Origin of the sequence: Paenibacillus sp. FSL R10-2796 (genome assembly GCF_037965315.1) — a bacterium.
Classification (GTDB): domain Bacteria; phylum Bacillota; class Bacilli; order Paenibacillales; family Paenibacillaceae; genus Paenibacillus_AQ; species Paenibacillus_AQ odorifer.
The window spans coordinates 6,768,177-6,785,688 of the sequence record NZ_CP150178.1 but is presented as its reverse complement, the minus strand read 5'-3'; the positions used below and the strand labels follow the sequence as shown (position 1 = coordinate 6,785,688).

Annotated in this window: 12 protein-coding genes; 9 read left to right on the top strand and 3 right to left on the bottom strand. The window is 43.3% G+C overall.

Going from position 1 to position 17,512, the window contains the following annotated elements; genetic code table 11:
• The first annotated feature begins 2 nt into the window (after positions 1-2).
• Positions 3-1,799: a hypothetical protein gene (locus NST58_RS30340; protein ID WP_339245237.1), complete on the top strand. Its 1,797-nt coding sequence runs from the start codon at positions 3-5 to the stop codon at positions 1,797-1,799.
• 70 nt (positions 1,800-1,869) lie between these two features.
• On the opposite strand, the gene NST58_RS30335 is transcribed toward NST58_RS30340, so the two are convergent.
• Complete coding sequence (locus NST58_RS30335; RefSeq protein ID WP_339245235.1) at positions 1,870-6,315, bottom strand: DUF5057 domain-containing protein; 4,446 nt, start codon at positions 6,313-6,315, stop codon at positions 1,870-1,872.
• A gap of 364 nt (positions 6,316-6,679) precedes the next feature.
• On the opposite strand from NST58_RS30335, the gene NST58_RS30330 reads away from it, so the two are divergent.
• The 8 genes from NST58_RS30330 to NST58_RS30295 all read left to right on the top strand — a co-directional run bounded on the left by NST58_RS30330 (position 6,680) and on the right by NST58_RS30295 (position 15,150).
• On the top strand, positions 6,680-8,344 hold the full coding sequence (locus NST58_RS30330; RefSeq protein WP_076099665.1) for an ATPase, T2SS/T4P/T4SS family: 1,665 nt from the start codon (positions 6,680-6,682) through the stop codon (positions 8,342-8,344).
• Positions 8,345-8,387: 43 nt separating this feature from the next.
• Positions 8,388-9,437, top strand: coding sequence for a type IV pilus twitching motility protein PilT (locus tag NST58_RS30325; protein ID WP_076307512.1), 1,050 nt, complete (start codon positions 8,388-8,390; stop codon positions 9,435-9,437).
• The gene (locus NST58_RS30320; RefSeq protein WP_076123841.1) at positions 9,437-10,642 is read left to right on the top strand and encodes a type II secretion system F family protein; all 1,206 of its coding nucleotides are present in this window, start codon (positions 9,437-9,439) and stop codon (positions 10,640-10,642) included. Before NST58_RS30325 ends, NST58_RS30320 begins: the two co-directional genes overlap by 1 nt.
• Before the next feature lie 190 nt (positions 10,643-10,832).
• Positions 10,833-11,294, top strand: a complete 462-nt coding sequence (locus NST58_RS30315; protein WP_076282437.1) for a type II secretion system protein — start codon at positions 10,833-10,835, stop codon at positions 11,292-11,294.
• A 102-nt stretch (positions 11,295-11,396) separates the two neighbouring features.
• Positions 11,397-12,146, top strand: a complete 750-nt coding sequence (locus tag NST58_RS30310) for a prepilin peptidase (protein ID WP_339245231.1) — start codon at positions 11,397-11,399, stop codon at positions 12,144-12,146.
• Between the two features lie 15 nt (positions 12,147-12,161).
• Positions 12,162-13,763 carry a pilus assembly protein PilM gene (gene pilM / locus NST58_RS30305; RefSeq protein ID WP_076192439.1) on the top strand — a complete coding sequence of 534 codons (1,602 nt, stop codon included), beginning with the start codon at positions 12,162-12,164 and terminating at the stop codon, positions 13,761-13,763.
• Positions 13,747-14,352: a type 4a pilus biogenesis protein PilO gene (pilO, locus tag NST58_RS30300; RefSeq protein ID WP_076279158.1), complete on the top strand. Its 606-nt coding sequence runs from the start codon at positions 13,747-13,749 to the stop codon at positions 14,350-14,352. The genes pilM and pilO overlap by 17 nt, the downstream gene beginning before the upstream one ends.
• A gap of 195 nt (positions 14,353-14,547) precedes the next feature.
• Positions 14,548-15,150, top strand: a complete 603-nt coding sequence (locus NST58_RS30295) for a DL-endopeptidase inhibitor IseA family protein (RefSeq protein WP_051491029.1) — start codon at positions 14,548-14,550, stop codon at positions 15,148-15,150.
• A 37-nt stretch (positions 15,151-15,187) separates the two neighbouring features.
• On the opposite strand, the gene NST58_RS30290 is transcribed toward NST58_RS30295, so the two are convergent.
• A complete protein-coding gene (locus NST58_RS30290) occupies positions 15,188-15,595 on the bottom strand; it encodes a CBS domain-containing protein (protein WP_076123832.1) in 408 nt (135 codons plus the stop codon).
• A gap of 153 nt (positions 15,596-15,748) precedes the next feature.
• Positions 15,749-17,176: a VanW family protein gene (locus NST58_RS30285; protein WP_076301417.1), complete on the bottom strand. Its 1,428-nt coding sequence runs from the start codon at positions 17,174-17,176 to the stop codon at positions 15,749-15,751.
• Positions 17,177-17,512 lie beyond the last annotated feature (336 nt).

Below are 17,512 nucleotides of genomic sequence, written 5' to 3'. Positions count from 1 at the left end.
CAATGACAGGACAACCATCACGGTCTACCCGCGTCAGAATAGCTCATACTAGTTTGCAATGCTTAAAGGAAGAGAGAGGCTCGGCACTTGTACTGGTCATGTTCATTGTACTGATTCTTACTATTCTCGGTCTGAGTGTACTTAGTGCTACAGTGGGCGGTACACAACGGACGGAGACGCGTAAAAATGATGTGCAAAGTCTACACTTAGCTGAAAAAACGCTTGATGAGGCTGTGGCGTATATTACATCGAGCTTAAATAAAAAGATAGAAAATAATGTAGATATGAGCCAGGAAGACTTGGATCAGTCTATAAAGAATTTTTTGGGAACACTTCCAACCACACTTCCAGATACACTTTCGGCAGGCCTTAAGACAAGTACTGGTTTGGCAAACGCAAGTGGGAAGATAAATGGGGTTACATATGCAATAGAGGGAACGATTGGAACTGGAAAGTTGGTCAAATACATAGTGACTATCAACTCGGAGGCTGAAGTTAACGGGGTCAAGCGTAGCCTTAAGCAAAGGGTGTTTATAGACACTTTTCCAGATTTTCTTAAATACACTATAGGGTCAGAAAAGAATCTTACAATTAATGGAGCACCTTTAATTATTGGAAATATTTATGCAGGAGATACACTGATTATCAGCGACAAGGCTGAGTACACCTATAAGAAGAAATTCCATACACTTGTATCAAGTCCCTTTGAAATAGATGGTGAGGCGCATGTTCAATCTCTTGATAAGCTGATATATCGAGAGGAAGGCAAAAGTGAGTTGAAGGCTTCTGAAATTACTAAAGTAACCTCTATGACAGGAAAAATCCCTCAAGATAAGGTGGGAATTAGAAACCGTCGAACGTTTGTAGAAGTTAATGTTGAGGGTTCATTTGTGGATAAAGTAGCGGAAGCAATAGGGGCGGGGGCTGACAGAACTACGATTAGGAATAAGCTTGCTGAAGGCGAACTAGCATCTTATTTAGCAGGTATGAATCTTTATAATTTTGATGCTATTGACCAGGTTGACTTGATCAAACCAGTCCTTATGGATGATTCGCCTGAGGCTCAGGAGGACTTTGTTGAGGAGATGGAGGAATACAATGAAAAAGTAAACATTATAAAGCATCCAACCAAATCAGTTATTTATAAAGGAGATTTGGATCTGGACGGCAGTGGTGACTTTCCGGGTATTTTATATTTAGTAAATGACAAAAACTCAACATTATCCCGTAAGTGGTTCATTGTAGACGGAAATTTAATCATTGATAATTACGGTAATGAAAAACCAGTACAGATAAGTGCTAATATTTTGGTGACTGGAAAGGTGGAAATTCGGGGGAACGTTCAAATTGATTCCACTATGTTTGTATTTAAAGAACCCTCGACAATTAATGGAATTCCCGAACATACTACATTGGTGGAAGATGCAACACTTCAAGGCTTGGATGGTAAGGAACTAGTATTGATCTCCCGTGGGCCAATACTTATTAATCGATTGGCCGCCTTCAATAACACTCCTACTAAGTTAGATGCTTTTTTCTATACAGACTCGGATGCAGATTTATATGGTGTAGGATCTATTTTCTCGCTTAGTGGAGGATTCTTTGCAAAGGGGAATCTTACTATAAATGCTGTACGGGGAACAGCTGTAGGGAAAGATAATGATATTGTAATAGACAACAACAGCAATTTGATCCGGTTTAAGGCAGTTTATAACGATCAGATCTTTGAGGATCAGAAGGCCGGACTTCCCCGTGTCAAGACAGTGAATATTAGCGTAGAAGACATGCAATTGGAGTAGCAAATGATATAAATGTGGAATATAAAACCCCCGAGTCGCAGTATCTTTGCGACTCGGGGGTTTTGCCTTTTTAGTAACGATCTTCGTTCTCTACAATTACCTCTACAGAGGCTTGGATTTTAGGGTCTTCAATATACGAAACAGTAATAGTGGCTTTCCCTTTCTTTAGACCGGTTATTTTACCATCTGCTGAAACCGTTAGGATGGCTGTGTTGCTGCTTGTCCAGAGGAGTTTATCTTTAAAGTCACTTTTGATTAAGCTTTCTGGCCAAAGTACAAGACCGTTATTAAATAAATCTCTGGAATTATCCGGCCCAACTCCTATTTTGAATGGCGCGGGTAATGATAGGTTAGTTAATTTAACACCAATTGCTATTTCTTTAAAGGCTTCAATAACAGGGGAGGATCCTTTTACAATCACTTTGACCTTGACTGATTTGGTAAACACGTAGCCCTTTAACTTTATAGTTTTGTTATCAGGGGTAGGTACGTATGTCGCATAATTACTTCCATCCCCTTCCAGGCTCCATACGTATTCAACCGGATCGGAATTCTCTACAGGTTGAACGACAGACACATTTAACGGAATTTCGCTTCCAATATTCACAAAAGAATCGCCGTTAATCCTTATCTCACGAACAGGATTAGTAATTTTAATTGTAAGTTCTTCAGTATCGGCTCCATCAGGCTTTCGGGTTGTGTTCACCGTAGCTACAATAGTCACAAATCCAGATCGTTTAGCCTGCAAGGTGGCGTTACTTCCGATGTATGGATCCGGATTCTTGGTTATCGTTGCATCGGCTGAATTAGATCCTGGCTTGATGGACCATTCGTAGCCAGTTATCGTTTCTTCAAAGGGCTCATAGCTCGCTTCGAAGGAAACTTTCTCGCCGACTATAGCGTGATCTGCTCCCTTAATAGTTAAATCAGGTGAAACGACAGTTACTATTGCAGTGGTAGAAACCTTACCTCCATCATTTCTTATATCTCTTGCCGTAATTACTAGTGTTGCTGCTCCGGATCTCAAACCTGTAATGACCCCTGTCTCTGTAACTGATACAACATCTGGCTGCATCGATAACCAAATTACTTCTTTATTGTTTGCATCTTCAGGCGTTATAACCGGTAGAAGTTTCAGCTCACTACCTACCCGAATCCGAGTATCTTGAAGTTGAATATTCGCTACTTTAACGATCGCTTCAAAGGAGATCGGCGAGAAGCTTATTGTTACCCGGTCCCGTATGACTGGTGTCGGGTTCGGTAAATTCCCAGTGAATGAAGATAACTCAATACTGTGCCCACCATTATATGGAGAGATGGATTTTCCGATTACCGAGCCAACAATATCACCTGTAAAAGATATATTTGCTAATGGAGCCAGAATTGAACCATAGATTTTGTATCCATGTAGGTTCAATGAAGTAGCTTCATAAAAATTGTATAAAACGTTATTACTGAGCACTCCTTCGAGGGTATTGGAGCCATTGCTGACGGTTACATTCTGTCCAGGAATATTGACAACAGTAGTGGAACTAGGTGGTGTATTAATGTTCAGACTTTTAATATTTCCATTGATTGGTGTTACATAAAAGACGTTAAGGTTAGGATCAATTCCTTTTAGAGTGATGGTGTGCTCCGGACCTGTTGGTTTGGCAGTCTCGGGTAATGCTGCATACGATAATGAGCGACTTTTCAGGCCTTTCGCAACCTCAGCGAAATTAATGAACTTATCTTTATGCATGGTTTGGTTGAGGAGATAATCTGGAGCAGTTATACTACCTCCGTAATAAGCCATCCCATTCAGTGTACCGTCATTTAAGGTCAGGTTTCCTCCTGCCACAATAGTCGCAGTAGTATCGGTATTTGTTAATGATTTCCCTACACCAAAAGAACTGATGTGTATATTCCCACCTGCTGCTATGCGCCAGTTATTGGTGAATCCAAAGTTTCGAAAATCAATGTTCTCTAGCATAAAGATTGAATAATCATTAGCTATGCCGAGTGAAGTAATTGGAGCATTGGAACCAGGAAATGTAAGCATCTCAGCATGGATATCCTCATAAGTAATCTTTGAATTATCTAGCAGGTATAACTTCTTTTCCTGCGGAACTGCTGTAAGACTAAAAGTGATAGTAGTTCTGTTTTCTGGCGTATAAGATTTGACGTTGTTACTCTCGGTTAACTTGTAAGTGATGTTTCCTAGATTTTTTCTTAAAGTATATCCTGTGCTTAAAGTACCGCTCTTGGTCATACCATTCGGGAGAGGTTCGCTAAATTCCAAATTCGGAGGGAACTTTTCTTCAAACTGAACGTCTGAAATCACTAGGTTATTAATTCCTTGTTCACCGGGATCAACAGCAAGATAGGGAACAGAGTTTGGCGTTACAGTGTACGTAAATATAATCGGCTTACCCTTCTCAACAGTAGCGGAAGGCTGTGTACGTTGAATCGTGAGGTTCGAATCGATCTTTTGTACAGTCACGTTTACGATTTTAGTTGAGAGTGCGCCTTGTTTGTCCCAAGCAGTAATCTCGATTTGAAGATTTCCACCTGCAGGGAGAGGGTTGTTAAAAGCCTGAGTAACTGTCTCTCCAGAAAAAATTTCCTTCTCGTTCATTATGTAGCCGGCAATTACATTGTCGTTTTGTTTAAACTTTACACTGGTAAATAGGTTCTTGTCCTTCAAATCCCAGTCATCGACTGTATAACTGACGACCAGTTGGTTCTGATACGAAGGCTTTATGCTGTTGTCAGTGGGTGTGTGCACTGTGATTTCTGGAGCATGATTAGCACCTGTAAATGCACGGTACATTGTATTTACGAACAACTTTTGTTCCCACTTTGGGAAAGACGTTGCTTCAGTTTTTTTATAAGACGTTCCAATGATATGTCCGGTTCCTGAGTAAGTTACATTTCCTTTAGAATACGTATAGTAATGGTTCCAGCTATCATTGCTATCTCGGTTACTACCAGTGATATTGTACCAAGGGGTCACTGAGGGGTCCTCTAAGTCAAGGGTGAAATATTGATTATGTGTACTGGCTACAGTATTCCTACCATCTTGAACACTTAAATTAAAAGGATATTGTGTGAGTAACCCATCATTCACAGGAGTAATTGATGTTGATGTGCTTGGAGCATTTAATCCCAAGTTGGTCTGAGGGGTGGTTTGACCGGTAATTCCTTGGAACTTCTTCGTCCATTGGCTGCTATTGTTGTTGCTGGTATTAATATAAATAGTATCGTGAGTGAACATGGCAGATTGTTTAGTTTCATTTATGAATTTTAATACGGCATCCGCCGAAAGTTCGTTAATTGGAGCTTTTTCATTGTATATATCCCGGAATCCAAATAGGAGCATGTCGTATGTGCCATTCAAACCGTATTTTGGTGTAGAACTTTCCTTATTCTTAATGTAATCGTTGAATTGAGTCATTGTTTTTGTATCGATAACCAGTTCGTAGTCTTTGTCTAGACTATTTAGAAAACTGGAATCCATAACTAATTCATTATTAATGAGTTGGCTGTCATTATTTCCATCAGGTAATATCTGCAATACATTAACCATCGTCTTCTTACCCTTAAATTGAATAGTACCGGTTGTGAAATCACTTAGAACCTTTTGATTCAAAGAATCTACTGCCTCTAGCTTCCAATATAATAGACCTGAATAAGTTTTAGGAAGCTTATATTTGATTTCACCGGTTGGCGAAGTGCTCAAGGACGTGGTAGCAACGACTTGATCTTCAGTCATTTTTATGGACTTATCTAAGCCCAGATAGAGCTTAACAAGTATAGGATTCGTTCCTAAATTAACATTTGAAACATTGAACTTGAATGTGAGCTCGTCGCCGGGCGTATAGATCTTGGGCACAGTCGCACCGTATTCGATAATTTGACTCTTGTTAGTAATGTTTAGTTGAGGTCTTTGCTTCATTTTGGACAAATAAGTGGAATTACTTTTTTTCAATTCGGAGATAAAGGCATTTAACTCAGAATCATTGAAGAATAGAACATTTGATTTTGGTGTTAATGTCCGGTAGGTATTGAAGGTGTTGTACAATATTCCGCGTTGGTTAGTTGTTTGCGTATCAAACGGCTCTTTGTTGAGTAATACGTAAAGTCCTTTATTAATAAAATAGTCGGTAATTTCTTTGGCTTTCAGGGCAGTTATGTCATTCATAACTGCTTTGGTATTATGATCTTTTCCGGAGACCCCACTTGTACTGTAAGTCCCCTTCCCGATATATACCGTATCATATCTTCCGTCCAGATCATCCCGCAGCGCCACAAAGCGCTTCATACTCATCGTGTCGATGGTAAGGTTAGATATTCCCGTTTTTAGAGACGCAAGCTCACTAACCCCACTCTCTGTAACCTCCAGCATACGAATTTGGTATTCATTAGAACTGGCATCGACATTCATAAAGTGATTTTTGATTGGCAGAACAAGCAGAAGGAGAAGCAGGGTAGTTACTGTAAAAATAAAAACTTTTTTGTTACTGGCAAGTTTCATTGTCATCTCTCCCTGATTGTTAACTATTGGCAGATATGGTCGTATTCCGTCTCGTATATGCTAGATTCCGACAGCCTTTTTCATTCCGTGTCGTTGTAAAATTATCCAATCTATGTTATATACATTCTAGGACATTCAGCATTGATAGACAACACAAATCTATTGAAATATACCTATTAAATTATAACTAAAGTCCTAGTTAGATTGAAAAATACTCAAAATTGACAAATTTATGGAAGGTCTATTTATGGTAATTATATCTTTCGTTTTTGAGTGAATTTTGCTGGGAGTTTGATTTCTATTTCTATAAAAAATATCCATTATTTCAGCCGGCATAAATAACGGCATACGGAGATGAATAGACTTGGCTATCGCGAAAAAGAGACTGGGAGACTTGCTGGTAGAAAATAATATTATTTCGCAGGACCAGTTGCTTGAGGCTCTCGCGGAACAGCGTAAGAGTAAACGTAAGCTCGGCGATCTGCTAATCTCTCAAGGTTATATCACGGAGCAGCAGCTGATTGAAGTGCTTGAATTTCAACTCGGCATCCCGCATGTCAGTTTATTTAAATACCAGATAGATCCCGCAATCACGCAGATTATCCCTGAAAGTATGGCTAAGCGATATCAGGTGCTTCCATTCTTAAAAGAGGGTGGCAAGCTGATGGTTGCGATGGCGGACCCGCTGGATTATTTTGCGATAGAAGATTTACGAATGAGTACTGGTTTTCGGATCGAACCCGCTATTTCTACGAGAGATGAGCTGCAGCGGGCGATTGCGCGTCACTATGGCATGCGCGATTCTATGAATCAGATGCTGGTAGAACTTCCGACACAGGAAGAAATAGAGGAGACCGAGATTACAGATGAGGACTCTCCAATCGTACGTTTGGTCAACCAGATGATTCAGCAGGCAGTTGCTCTGCGGGCGTCTGATATACATATGGATCCAGGTGAAAATAATTTAACCATCCGCTACCGCATTGACGGAACCTTACGGACAGAGCGGATTATACCTAAGCAAATGCAGGGTTTTATCACCGCCCGTCTGAAAATAATGGCCCGCCTGAATATCGCAGAACGGCGTTTGCCGCAGGACGGGCGGATCAAAATGCAGTTCGATTACAAAATGGTAGATATTCGTGTGTCTTCATTACCAACGATGCACGGAGAGAAGATTGTGCTGCGGCTGCTAGATTTAAGCACAGGGGTCAAATCCGTAGATGCTTTGGGATTCAGTGAGGGGAATGCAGAAGCTTTTAAGGAGATGATAGCTCGTCCTTATGGGATTTTGCTGATCACGGGACCTACTGGCAGCGGAAAAACAACAACTTTATATTCAGCGTTAAATCAACTTAATGTAGAAAGCGCAAATATTATCACAGTCGAAGATCCAGTGGAATACCAGCTTGAAGGAGTAAATCAAGTACACGTAAACTCGGCTATTGGACTAACCTTTGCAGCTGGGCTGCGTTCGATTCTTCGACAAGATCCGAATATCGTAATGGTCGGTGAGATACGGGATGCTGAAACTGCTGAAATTGCTGTTCGCGCCTCATTAACGGGTCATCTAGTGTTGTCTACTTTACATACAAACGATGCGATTAGCTCCGTCTCCCGATTGCGGGATATGGGGGTAGAACCTTATTTGATCGCTTCTTCGCTGATTGGTGTGGTAGCACAGCGGCTGGTGCGCAAAATTTGCACTGACTGCAAAGAAACCTACAAACCATCTGAACAGGAAGCAATTATGCTACGTAGCCTAGGACTACCTGCGGAAGAGTTACAGCGTGGACGCGGCTGTGGTAGCTGTAACAATTCTGGCTATCGTGGACGAATAGCGATTCATGAAGTACTCAGTATTGATGATCACTTACGGCAGCTCATTACAAACACTGCCTCAGTAGAGGAACTGCGTGCAGCAGGTAAAGCGCGAGGGCTTGTTCAACTGATGGATGACGGACTACTCAAGGTCAGTCAAGGAATTACAACGCTTCAAGAAGTCATGCGCGAGACGGTCTCACATTAGAGGTTAACAGCGATTTAGCATTCTAACTTAGGGGGAGCGGCTAATGCCAACGTATACGCGGGATATTAGACAACTATTACAAACGGCTTACTCCTCCAAAGCTTCTGACTTACATATTTCCGTAGGATCACCGCCGGTTATTCGGATGGATGGAAAGCTGCACTCGCTTGAGGGTGAGTCCGTGGTTGCTGAAGAAGCGGCAGATATGGCCAAAATGCTACTTGGTAGTGAACGAATTGAAGCATTTCGGAATGCGGGCGAGTTGGATTTTTCATATCCGCTTGATGGTGGGGTAAGATTCCGGGTGAACGTTTATCGTCAGCGGGGCGAGGTTAGTATCGCCGCCCGGGCCATTCCTGCAGAGATTCCGAGTCTGGAACAGTTGTCGATGCCTTCGATTTTAACTACTTTGTCGCTTAAGCCACAAGGTCTAATTTTGGTTACAGGACCCACAGGCAGCGGCAAATCTTCTACGCTTGCAGCTATGCTGAATTATATTAACCAGACAGAGAGCAAGCATATAGTGACGTTGGAAGATCCGATAGAATTTCTACATAACCATGGAACCTGTCTAGTAGATCAACGTGAAGTGGGAAGTGATACGGCTAGTTTTGCTAATGGATTACGTGCTGCCTTACGTCAGGACCCGGATGTTATTCTCGTTGGTGAGATGCGGGATTTGGAGACCATTTCAGCAGCGGTTACGGCCGCAGAGACAGGTCATCTTGTGATGGCAACTTTACACACAACAGACGCACCACAGACGATTGACCGAATTATCGACGCTTTTCCGGGCCATCAGCAGGGACAGATTCGTTCACAACTAGCATCAGTGCTGCTGGCAGTAGTCAGTCAGCGGTTGTTCCCAAGGGCTGGAGGTCGGGGGCGTTTATGCGCTACGGAAATTTTGATCAATACACCAGCCGTAGCCAATCTTATTCGTACCGAAAAAACACATCAGATCAAAAATGTGATGCAAACGGGACGCTCACAAGGCTTGCACACCTTGGACATGAGCATCCGTGACTATTTATCGCAGGGGCTTATTGATCCAACAGCAGCTAAGGCGTTTATGGCGGAGGTGAGCAGCTGATGCCTCTTTTTGAATATCAGGTGAAGACATCCGCAGGCAAATCTATCAAAGGGAAACTAACGGCAACCGATAAACCTACGGCGATGGAGGAGCTACGCAAGCGGGGACTTACGGTATTTTCACTGATTGAACGCAAAACCACAATTTTATCGATGGACATTTATATTGGTAATCCCGTTAAGCCGATTCATTTCATCATTTATTGCAGGCAGTTTGCCACGCTTATGCGGGCGGGGGTATCGATTGTGGATGCAACGCGTATTTTGGCAGAGCAGACCGAGAGTAAGCCACTGCGCAAAGCGTTAGTAGATGTTAATTCCAGCCTGATGCGCGGGATATCGTTTTCACAAGCCGTTCAGGATCATAAAAAAATCTTCCCGCAGCTATTTGTCAGTATGATCCGTGCCGGTGAGGAATCCGGTGATATTGAGGGGACGTTGGACAGGTTGGCTATGTTTTTTGAGAAACAGCACACCACGACAGAGAAGATAAAATCAGCGCTTACGTACCCGATTACCGTAGGGGTTATGGCGATTGCCGCGGTTATCTATCTACTTTGGGCGATTGTGCCGCAATTTGTGACCATGTTCGAATCGATGGATGCCGAGCTTCCGGCAATTACACAGATGGTCTTGGCACTTAGCAAAAGCATTCAAGGTCAATGGTATTTCTGGATACTCGGAGTACTCCTCCTAGTGATAGCTTTTCAGATTACAAAACGTACGGAAAAGGGTGCTTACGCTCTGGATTATGCCAAGCTTAAGATACCTGTGTTTGGTAAGCTGAATCAAAAAGGCTCGATTGCTCAGTTTACGCGCACATTTTCTTCTCTTTATGCCAGCTCTGTACCGATCCTACAGTCCTTGGTGATTGTTGAGGAGGTAGCAGGAAATAAGGTCATCGGGAAATTCATCCGTAGTGCAGGGGATTCGCTGAGACAAGGAAATCCACTATCTGAGCCGCTAAAAAAAGCTTGGGTCTTCCCGCCACTAGTTACGCAGATGATAGCGATTGGCGAAGAGACGGGGGCGCTCGACACGATGTTGTCCAAGGTAGCTGATTTTTATGAGATGGACGTGGAGAATACCGTTGACCGTCTGAAATCGCTGCTTGAACCACTATTGATCGCTTTTCTAGCCGCTGTTGTAGGTGTCATTGTAGCCGCCATTATGCTGCCGATGTTCAGTCTGTACGGTAATATGTGAACCTCTTGGTTCCTTGTATATATTGAGAGGGGTGACGCCGGGGAGGCGGGGCAAGATCCACGAACTTACGCTGGCATTTAGACGACGATGGACGAGCTGTTTCCGTAAGCACAAGAAAGATGATGCTGGATTCACTGAAATGAAGAATATAGGTTTTATCACTCACACACCACTTAGAGGGGGAAATCAAATGTTAGCACAAGCCATTAAGAGAAGATTAAGCAAAGAGGAAAATCAAAAGGGGTTTACGCTGATTGAGTTGCTGGCGGTTATTGTTATTTTGGGGATTATTGCGGTAATTGCTATACCTTTGATTGGGAATGTAATATCGAATGCTAAAGAAGATTCTGATGTAGCAACAGCTCGTCAAATTTATGATGCATCAAGATTATATATTGTTGGTGAAAAAGATGGGAAGTTTAATGATGATACTGCTGCTGTAACGGTAACTCTTAAAGAAATGCAAGATGAAGGTTATCTAGATAAGGAGATCAGTCTTCCAAGTTCAAAAGCAAAGATCACTGAGGCAACAGTTAATTATACCAAGGAAGGACAATTGGATAACATTGTAATTAAACCAATAGCAGCTGGTGCAGATAAAACAACAGGTGTTTTTACAGCTAAACAAGTCTTAAGTTCTAAAGCAAAATAATATATAACTTACTACTGTTATTATATTCCACTGATTTGTTTCCTTAAGGAATCGGACTTCCCGATTCCTTTTTTAAAATCCAGAAGCTAACAGAGGACAGCCATGACGATATTTATCGCAAGTTACATCACATTACTGGGTCTGATTCTAGGCTCCTTCTATAACGTAGTGGCGCTGCGGGTGCCGGCCAAGGAATCCTTGCTTAATCCGCCGTCACATTGCCCGAACTGCAATATGCGGCTAAAAGCGCGGGATTTGTTTCCAGTGGTAAGCTACCTGCTGTCAGGAGGCAAGTGCCGATACTGCGGAACGAGGGTTTCGCCATTATATCCGCTTGGAGAAGCGGCAACGGGTTTGCTTTTTTTATGGGTGTATTTGCAATTTGGCCTGACGGGTAAGGGAATCATCGGGTTCATTCTTGTGAGTTTAGTGGTTATCGTGACGGTTGCGGATTTGAAGTACATGCTGATTCCCAACAAGGTATTATTGTTTTTTTTACCGCTGCTGCTGATTTTTGTACTGCTATTTCCAGAAGGACCGATATGGCATCATCTGCTAGGAGCTGTGCTTGGGGGAGGGGGCCTTATCCCTTTTGTTCTATTAGGTGGCATGGGGGCTGGAGATGTGAAGTTATTTGCGCTGCTGGGCTTGGTGATTGGCTTTCCGAATGTGATTTTGGCCTTTTTTGTGGCTTGTCTGCTTGGGAGCGTGGTGGGCGGACTGCTGATGCTGCTCGGTGTAATCAAACGTAAACAGCCGGTACCCTTCGGCCCATGGTTAGCTATAGGAGCTTTAATTAGTTTTGGATATGGTTCACACATCATCGGCGCGTATCTCTCGCTCATCGGATAGGAGGACATCGATCACATGCTTGGATTAGGCCCCAAAGTGGCCGGACTTTCAATTGAAGCTGCCGGAATCCGTTATATTAGTTTTAAGAATAAACAGTCATGGGAAGTCCGTAAAAAACGGTTTCTCCCGCTCCTTCCAGGCATGATCATTGAGAATCAGGTGGCGGATAGCGAGGCGCTTTATGATCGGGTAAGGCAGTGGGTGAAGAAGGAAGGGTTAAGGGGAAGTAAGGTTTCTTTGTCCATTCCACCTTCGCAGATCATTATCCGTAAAATGAGTATTCCTAGTACCAATGACAAACAGGTAGAACAACTCGTGAAGCTGGAAGTGGAGACGGGATTGCATTTACCTTTTGAAAATCCTGTCTACGACTATGTAACGCTCGAAGTGGATGAGGAGCAAAGTCACCTGCTCGTATTTGCTGCTCCGCGAAAATCGATTCAGGATTACGTAGAAATTCTGGAGCGGGCGGGTCTTCGGATAAGTAGTGTCGAAATTTCGGCAACCGCCTTAGCGCGTGCTATAACCACTGGGCACGGGGAGAGCTTTGCGGAGACGATGCTGATTAATATGGAGCCATCGGTAATGGACATTTATATGTTCAGAAACGGGAATCCGGTCTTCATTCGTACGATAAACTTACTTGATCTACATAAAGGAAGAAATTTAGCGGGAATGGATCTTTTGACAGACAGTGAAACCTTGGCAGAAACAGCTGTCGCTGTGGAAGAACATTTATCACCCGAGCAAATGGTGGAAATCACTGCGGAAATCTCCCGTATGCTCAGCTTTTATCAATACAGCTTGCATGACGGTTCCACTCGTATCAACAATTTAGTGATTACGGGCACTCCCTCGATTCGTAAACAACTGGACCTGGAACTCCAGCAGTCCCTAGCTGAACTTGAAATAACACCAATAAGTCTGGAACAGATGGCTAGTGCTGCTGTTTCTGACCCTGATCTAAATGATTACCGTGTAGCTGCCGGGACCGCTCTAAAAAATAGCATCAACACGGATACGATTGATCTATTGCCGAGAGAAGATCGGGAGACGTTGCTATTTCCTTATGTCACGATGGGGCTTGTAGCGATCTGGCTGCTGGGGATGATCGGAACGGGGATATATTTTTCGGCCAATAAGGGTCAAATTTCTAATGGTAAAGAAGAGCTGCAAGGCCTGCAGGATCGCAGTTTAATGCTCCAAGTAGAGCTCGCGAAGCTTAAGAACAGCGGACCTGGACAACTGGATCGGAAAGCAGCCATCACAGTGCTTCAGGACAATAAGGTGATTGCAGTCCCTATCTTGGACGAATTAGTGGAAGGATTGCCTAAGGAGGCACTAATCCGTGATATTAACTATACCTACCGGACATCTATAGATCTGACTGTAAATGTATCCACTATGGAGGATGCTTCTAACTATTTAAGACAACTTCGCCAAATGTCTTTTACGGCCGATGCCTCTATTCAAAAGCTTACTGAAGGAGCCGCCGATGCCATTTCATACAATACGTATACGGCTATTTATAAAGTGAACTTAGCAGCGGCTAAGCAGCAAAAAAGTGATACGGATGCCAGCCAAGGGGAGGTGAGAAGCGATGGAACAGATCAATAAATATCGCTCTCCCATCGTACTAGGGGTGTTAATTCTATTCCTGATATTGTTTGCATTCTATATGCTGGGTGTTCAGCCGACTAATAAGGAAATTTCCGCACAGAGCAGCGAGATCAGTCAGTTGGAAAAGGAAGCAGAAATGCTCCAAACCAAAATCAATGAGCTGAAGGGCAGCGGCACTGAGGGAGATCTAGAACAGAAGGAATTACTGGGGGAACTCCCAAAGGGCGATGACAGCGAAGGTCTGATTGTTGATTTGCGGGAGGTTAGCACGTCCTCACAAGCGCGGCTAAAGGATCTTAGTTTTGTTTTGGATGAGGCTAATCCGATTCAGCAAATGACAGGTTCAGCTGAGGTGTCATTCCCGACGGTCAAACAGATCAAAATGACTGCAGTGGTGGAGGGGACATATTCGGGGATACGGCAATGGATGGATGAAATACAAGCCTTACCTCGTATTGTGAATGTGGACTCTTTCAATTTTCAGCAGTCCTACGAGGATCGTACTAAGAACAATACGGAGAGTATTTTGACTGCTAACGTAGCTTTTACAGCGTATTATGAGGCCACCGCAGCAGCATCCAATTAGGGTTCTAGTACTACTTTATTTAATTATATTACTCCGCTTTTCCTGTGAATCAGGAGGGTGGAGTTTTTTATATTTTCAAAAGAGTTGTAATACGTTTTCATTCCTCTGTTTATTGGGTATTTTAGCTTGCGGGGTGCATAAGCTGAAACAGTGGCGATCGCCTGTATTTTTTAGATGAAAGAGGAGGAACTTCAGATGAACAAAAAATGGATGCTTGGTTCGTTGGCCCTTTCCTTAGGCCTTTTATCAGCAGGTAGCGGAGTTATGGCAGCTTCATCATCAGTGGGAAGCTCGGCAATAAAAAATGTGGCTGTGATTGGCACAGGAAAAGAAGGTCCAGCTACCATAAACAATTTGACGGTAAAAAGTGTTGTACCGCTTGTTGTACATGCCAGAGCAATCTATTTCTATACTAGCCGCGGGGGCAACTTTTTCCCGATGGAAACCTTCATGTATAAAGCGCAAGAGTACCGTTACCTTTCCAATGATATTGGGACAAAGGCGAAGCTGATGAATTACATAAAAAAAGCCTACACGCATAATGCAGCAGCTTATTATGTGCAGACTCAATTTTTGGAGCATGAAGGTAGAATGTCACAGGTGAATGCGGATCTTGGAAACTCATTAATGTTTGAAAAAGCCACCGCCCGAATGCTCTCCAAAACTGCAACAACCGCTGAATTTGACTTAACAGTTCCTTATTCGAGCGGGCAGGAAGGCAGTGAGTCGGTGTATGTGAAGCTGAAAAAGGTGAATGGATACTGGAGAATTGATACGTCACCGGATATTCTTTTTTGAGGAAGGTTTAGGGTAGAAGAGGAAAGGTAAAGAGGTTCTACGCTTGGGCGCGGATAAGGTCAGAGGTATATGCAACACCAGCGAATTTACCTTTGCGAGTGATAATGACACAATCATTTTTCATAGGATCTGGGCGGTTCATAGCGAGGCTCAATACCATATCGAGTGGAGTGGAAATATCAAGAATGAGCGGGGTTTTGTTCATAAGCTTCATGGCAGGTTCTCTGTAGAACAGGTCTACTCCCGATCTTCCTGTAGCTTTCAAAAAGAAACGTTCGCTCATCAACAATCCGAGGGGTTCATTCATAGCATTGCAGACGACAATACATTTGGATTCTGGATGCTGAAACATGACGCGAAGGGCTTCTCTGCAAGTGCGTGAGGCAAAAATAGCAGGAGCACTGCGGACAATACCAGTAAGATCATTTACAAGAGCTGTTGTCATAGGATGTTCATCCTTTCTGATTATGGGTCTACTTCTAATGTACCCCTGAATCGTAAATTTCAAAGCCGGGTAACGTAAGCTACTGGTAAAATAGATTGCTGGTAAAAATAACCGATCAGACCTTAGGGGCTCTGAACGGTTATTTGTTGTTAGCTATTCACTGCGGACGCCGTCCTCCACCAGCTGCTTTCGGGGGACATCCGGGATTATGGATTTGCTCACGCCTCCACGATTAATGGCGATTAATCGTTTTTGTGCGTAATATACGTCGCGGGACAGTTTATTCACCTCAGTGGATTTACCGTCAACATACTTTGTAATGTAGGTTTCAACAATATATCCGGTTTTCCCATTTTGAATAACGCGTGAGCTGCCACGAGGCAGTGAAGAATCGTTTACGTATTTATCGACTGGTGGGAGTACCTCTACTGTTTTTGAATGAACTTTGTAAGTGACATTTTGCGGAAACGTGCCGAACAGCTTTATGGTCAGTGATTTACCCTGCACAGCTGCTTTAATTATGAGATATTTGCCAGTCGTATTGCGAAAACGAAAGTTGATATAACCTTCAGCGAATGTTGCGTCCTGACCTTTGGGCAAGTAGTTGACGGGTAAGGAATGATTACGGCGTTCCACAATTTCTAGCCCTATACGCAGTGCGGCATTGTAAAGAGTGCTCGACACTTGGCAGATCCCTCCACCAACACCTGCTTGCAGCTTGCCGTTCACAATCACCGGCGCTTCACGGAAGCCGTAATTTACCTTTGCTTTTTCTATAGCTTTTCCATAATCAAAGACGGCTCCAGGCGGGAGAATGGTTCCATCCACAGCTTTGGCAGCAGCTTCCACGTTGTAGCTCCGTCCAGGTCCACTTGCACCTAGAGAGGTGCTGAACTGCATTACTTTTCGCTCGATACCTTGTTCCTTTAATTTCTTTAAAGTTATGTCAGGCTGCAGAATTAACAAAGGGACCTCCATCGTGATTCCCTTCTCCAGCAGGGCATTCAGATGATTAAAGCTGGTGGGGGCAGCTGCTCCTAAGGAAGTCTCCAGAGCTGTCCAATCAACCTCCAGGGAAGTTTTCTCAGAAGTATATACGATTCGGTCATCGCCTGTAATTCGTCGTGTAGCGTCCACTGGTTCACCAAAGGACTCCTTCTCCCAACTGGGACTTAGAATCTTTTGAAATTGTGCGATTTCCAGATGGGTTTCAAGCCTCCACAGCTGAGGAAAGTTATAGCGTGCCTTTACCCGCTCCCAAAGCGTTCCTTCGGCAAGCTCTTTTAAGCCCTGCTGAAAAGCAGAGGCTTCATAGCTCAATCCAGTCTTACTAAGAGTTAGGGGTAAATCTGCATTGCCTTCCACTTTTAGCACTAGAGGGACGGATTCGAGGGCATGTAGCCGTTTATCCAGCTGGGAGCGGACCTCGGTGAGGGTCATGCCTCCGACCTGCCAGCCGGCAAGGGTTGTACCCTTTGGAAGCGTGGTTTTGCTGCCATATAGATGAAGCCCTCCGTAAATACAGGAGCCGATAAGGACGAGTGCGATGACCACTATGAGGGCAGCATGGATTTTTTTCATGATTAATCTCCTTTTGGGGATTTGGATTGCGCTAAGCAGACGCGGCCCTGTAACAGAACTTAAAGAACACTTCGTGGGATACCGATAATAAATTAGTAAGAAATAAGTAGTCTCTAATAAAGGGAGTTACGACATCTGATAACAGGCACCGCTAGGTGCTTTTTTATATGTATATGTCCAGTCACTACAAAACTTTCGAATAGTCGTGCAGTTACGGGGTACTCAATCAGTTACAGATTTGTTACAATAGATACATTGCGGAAATATTGAAGTTTATGGAAACTTGAGGTGGACAATGTCGATTCGCACAAGTGGAAAATGTCATAATTGGGAAGT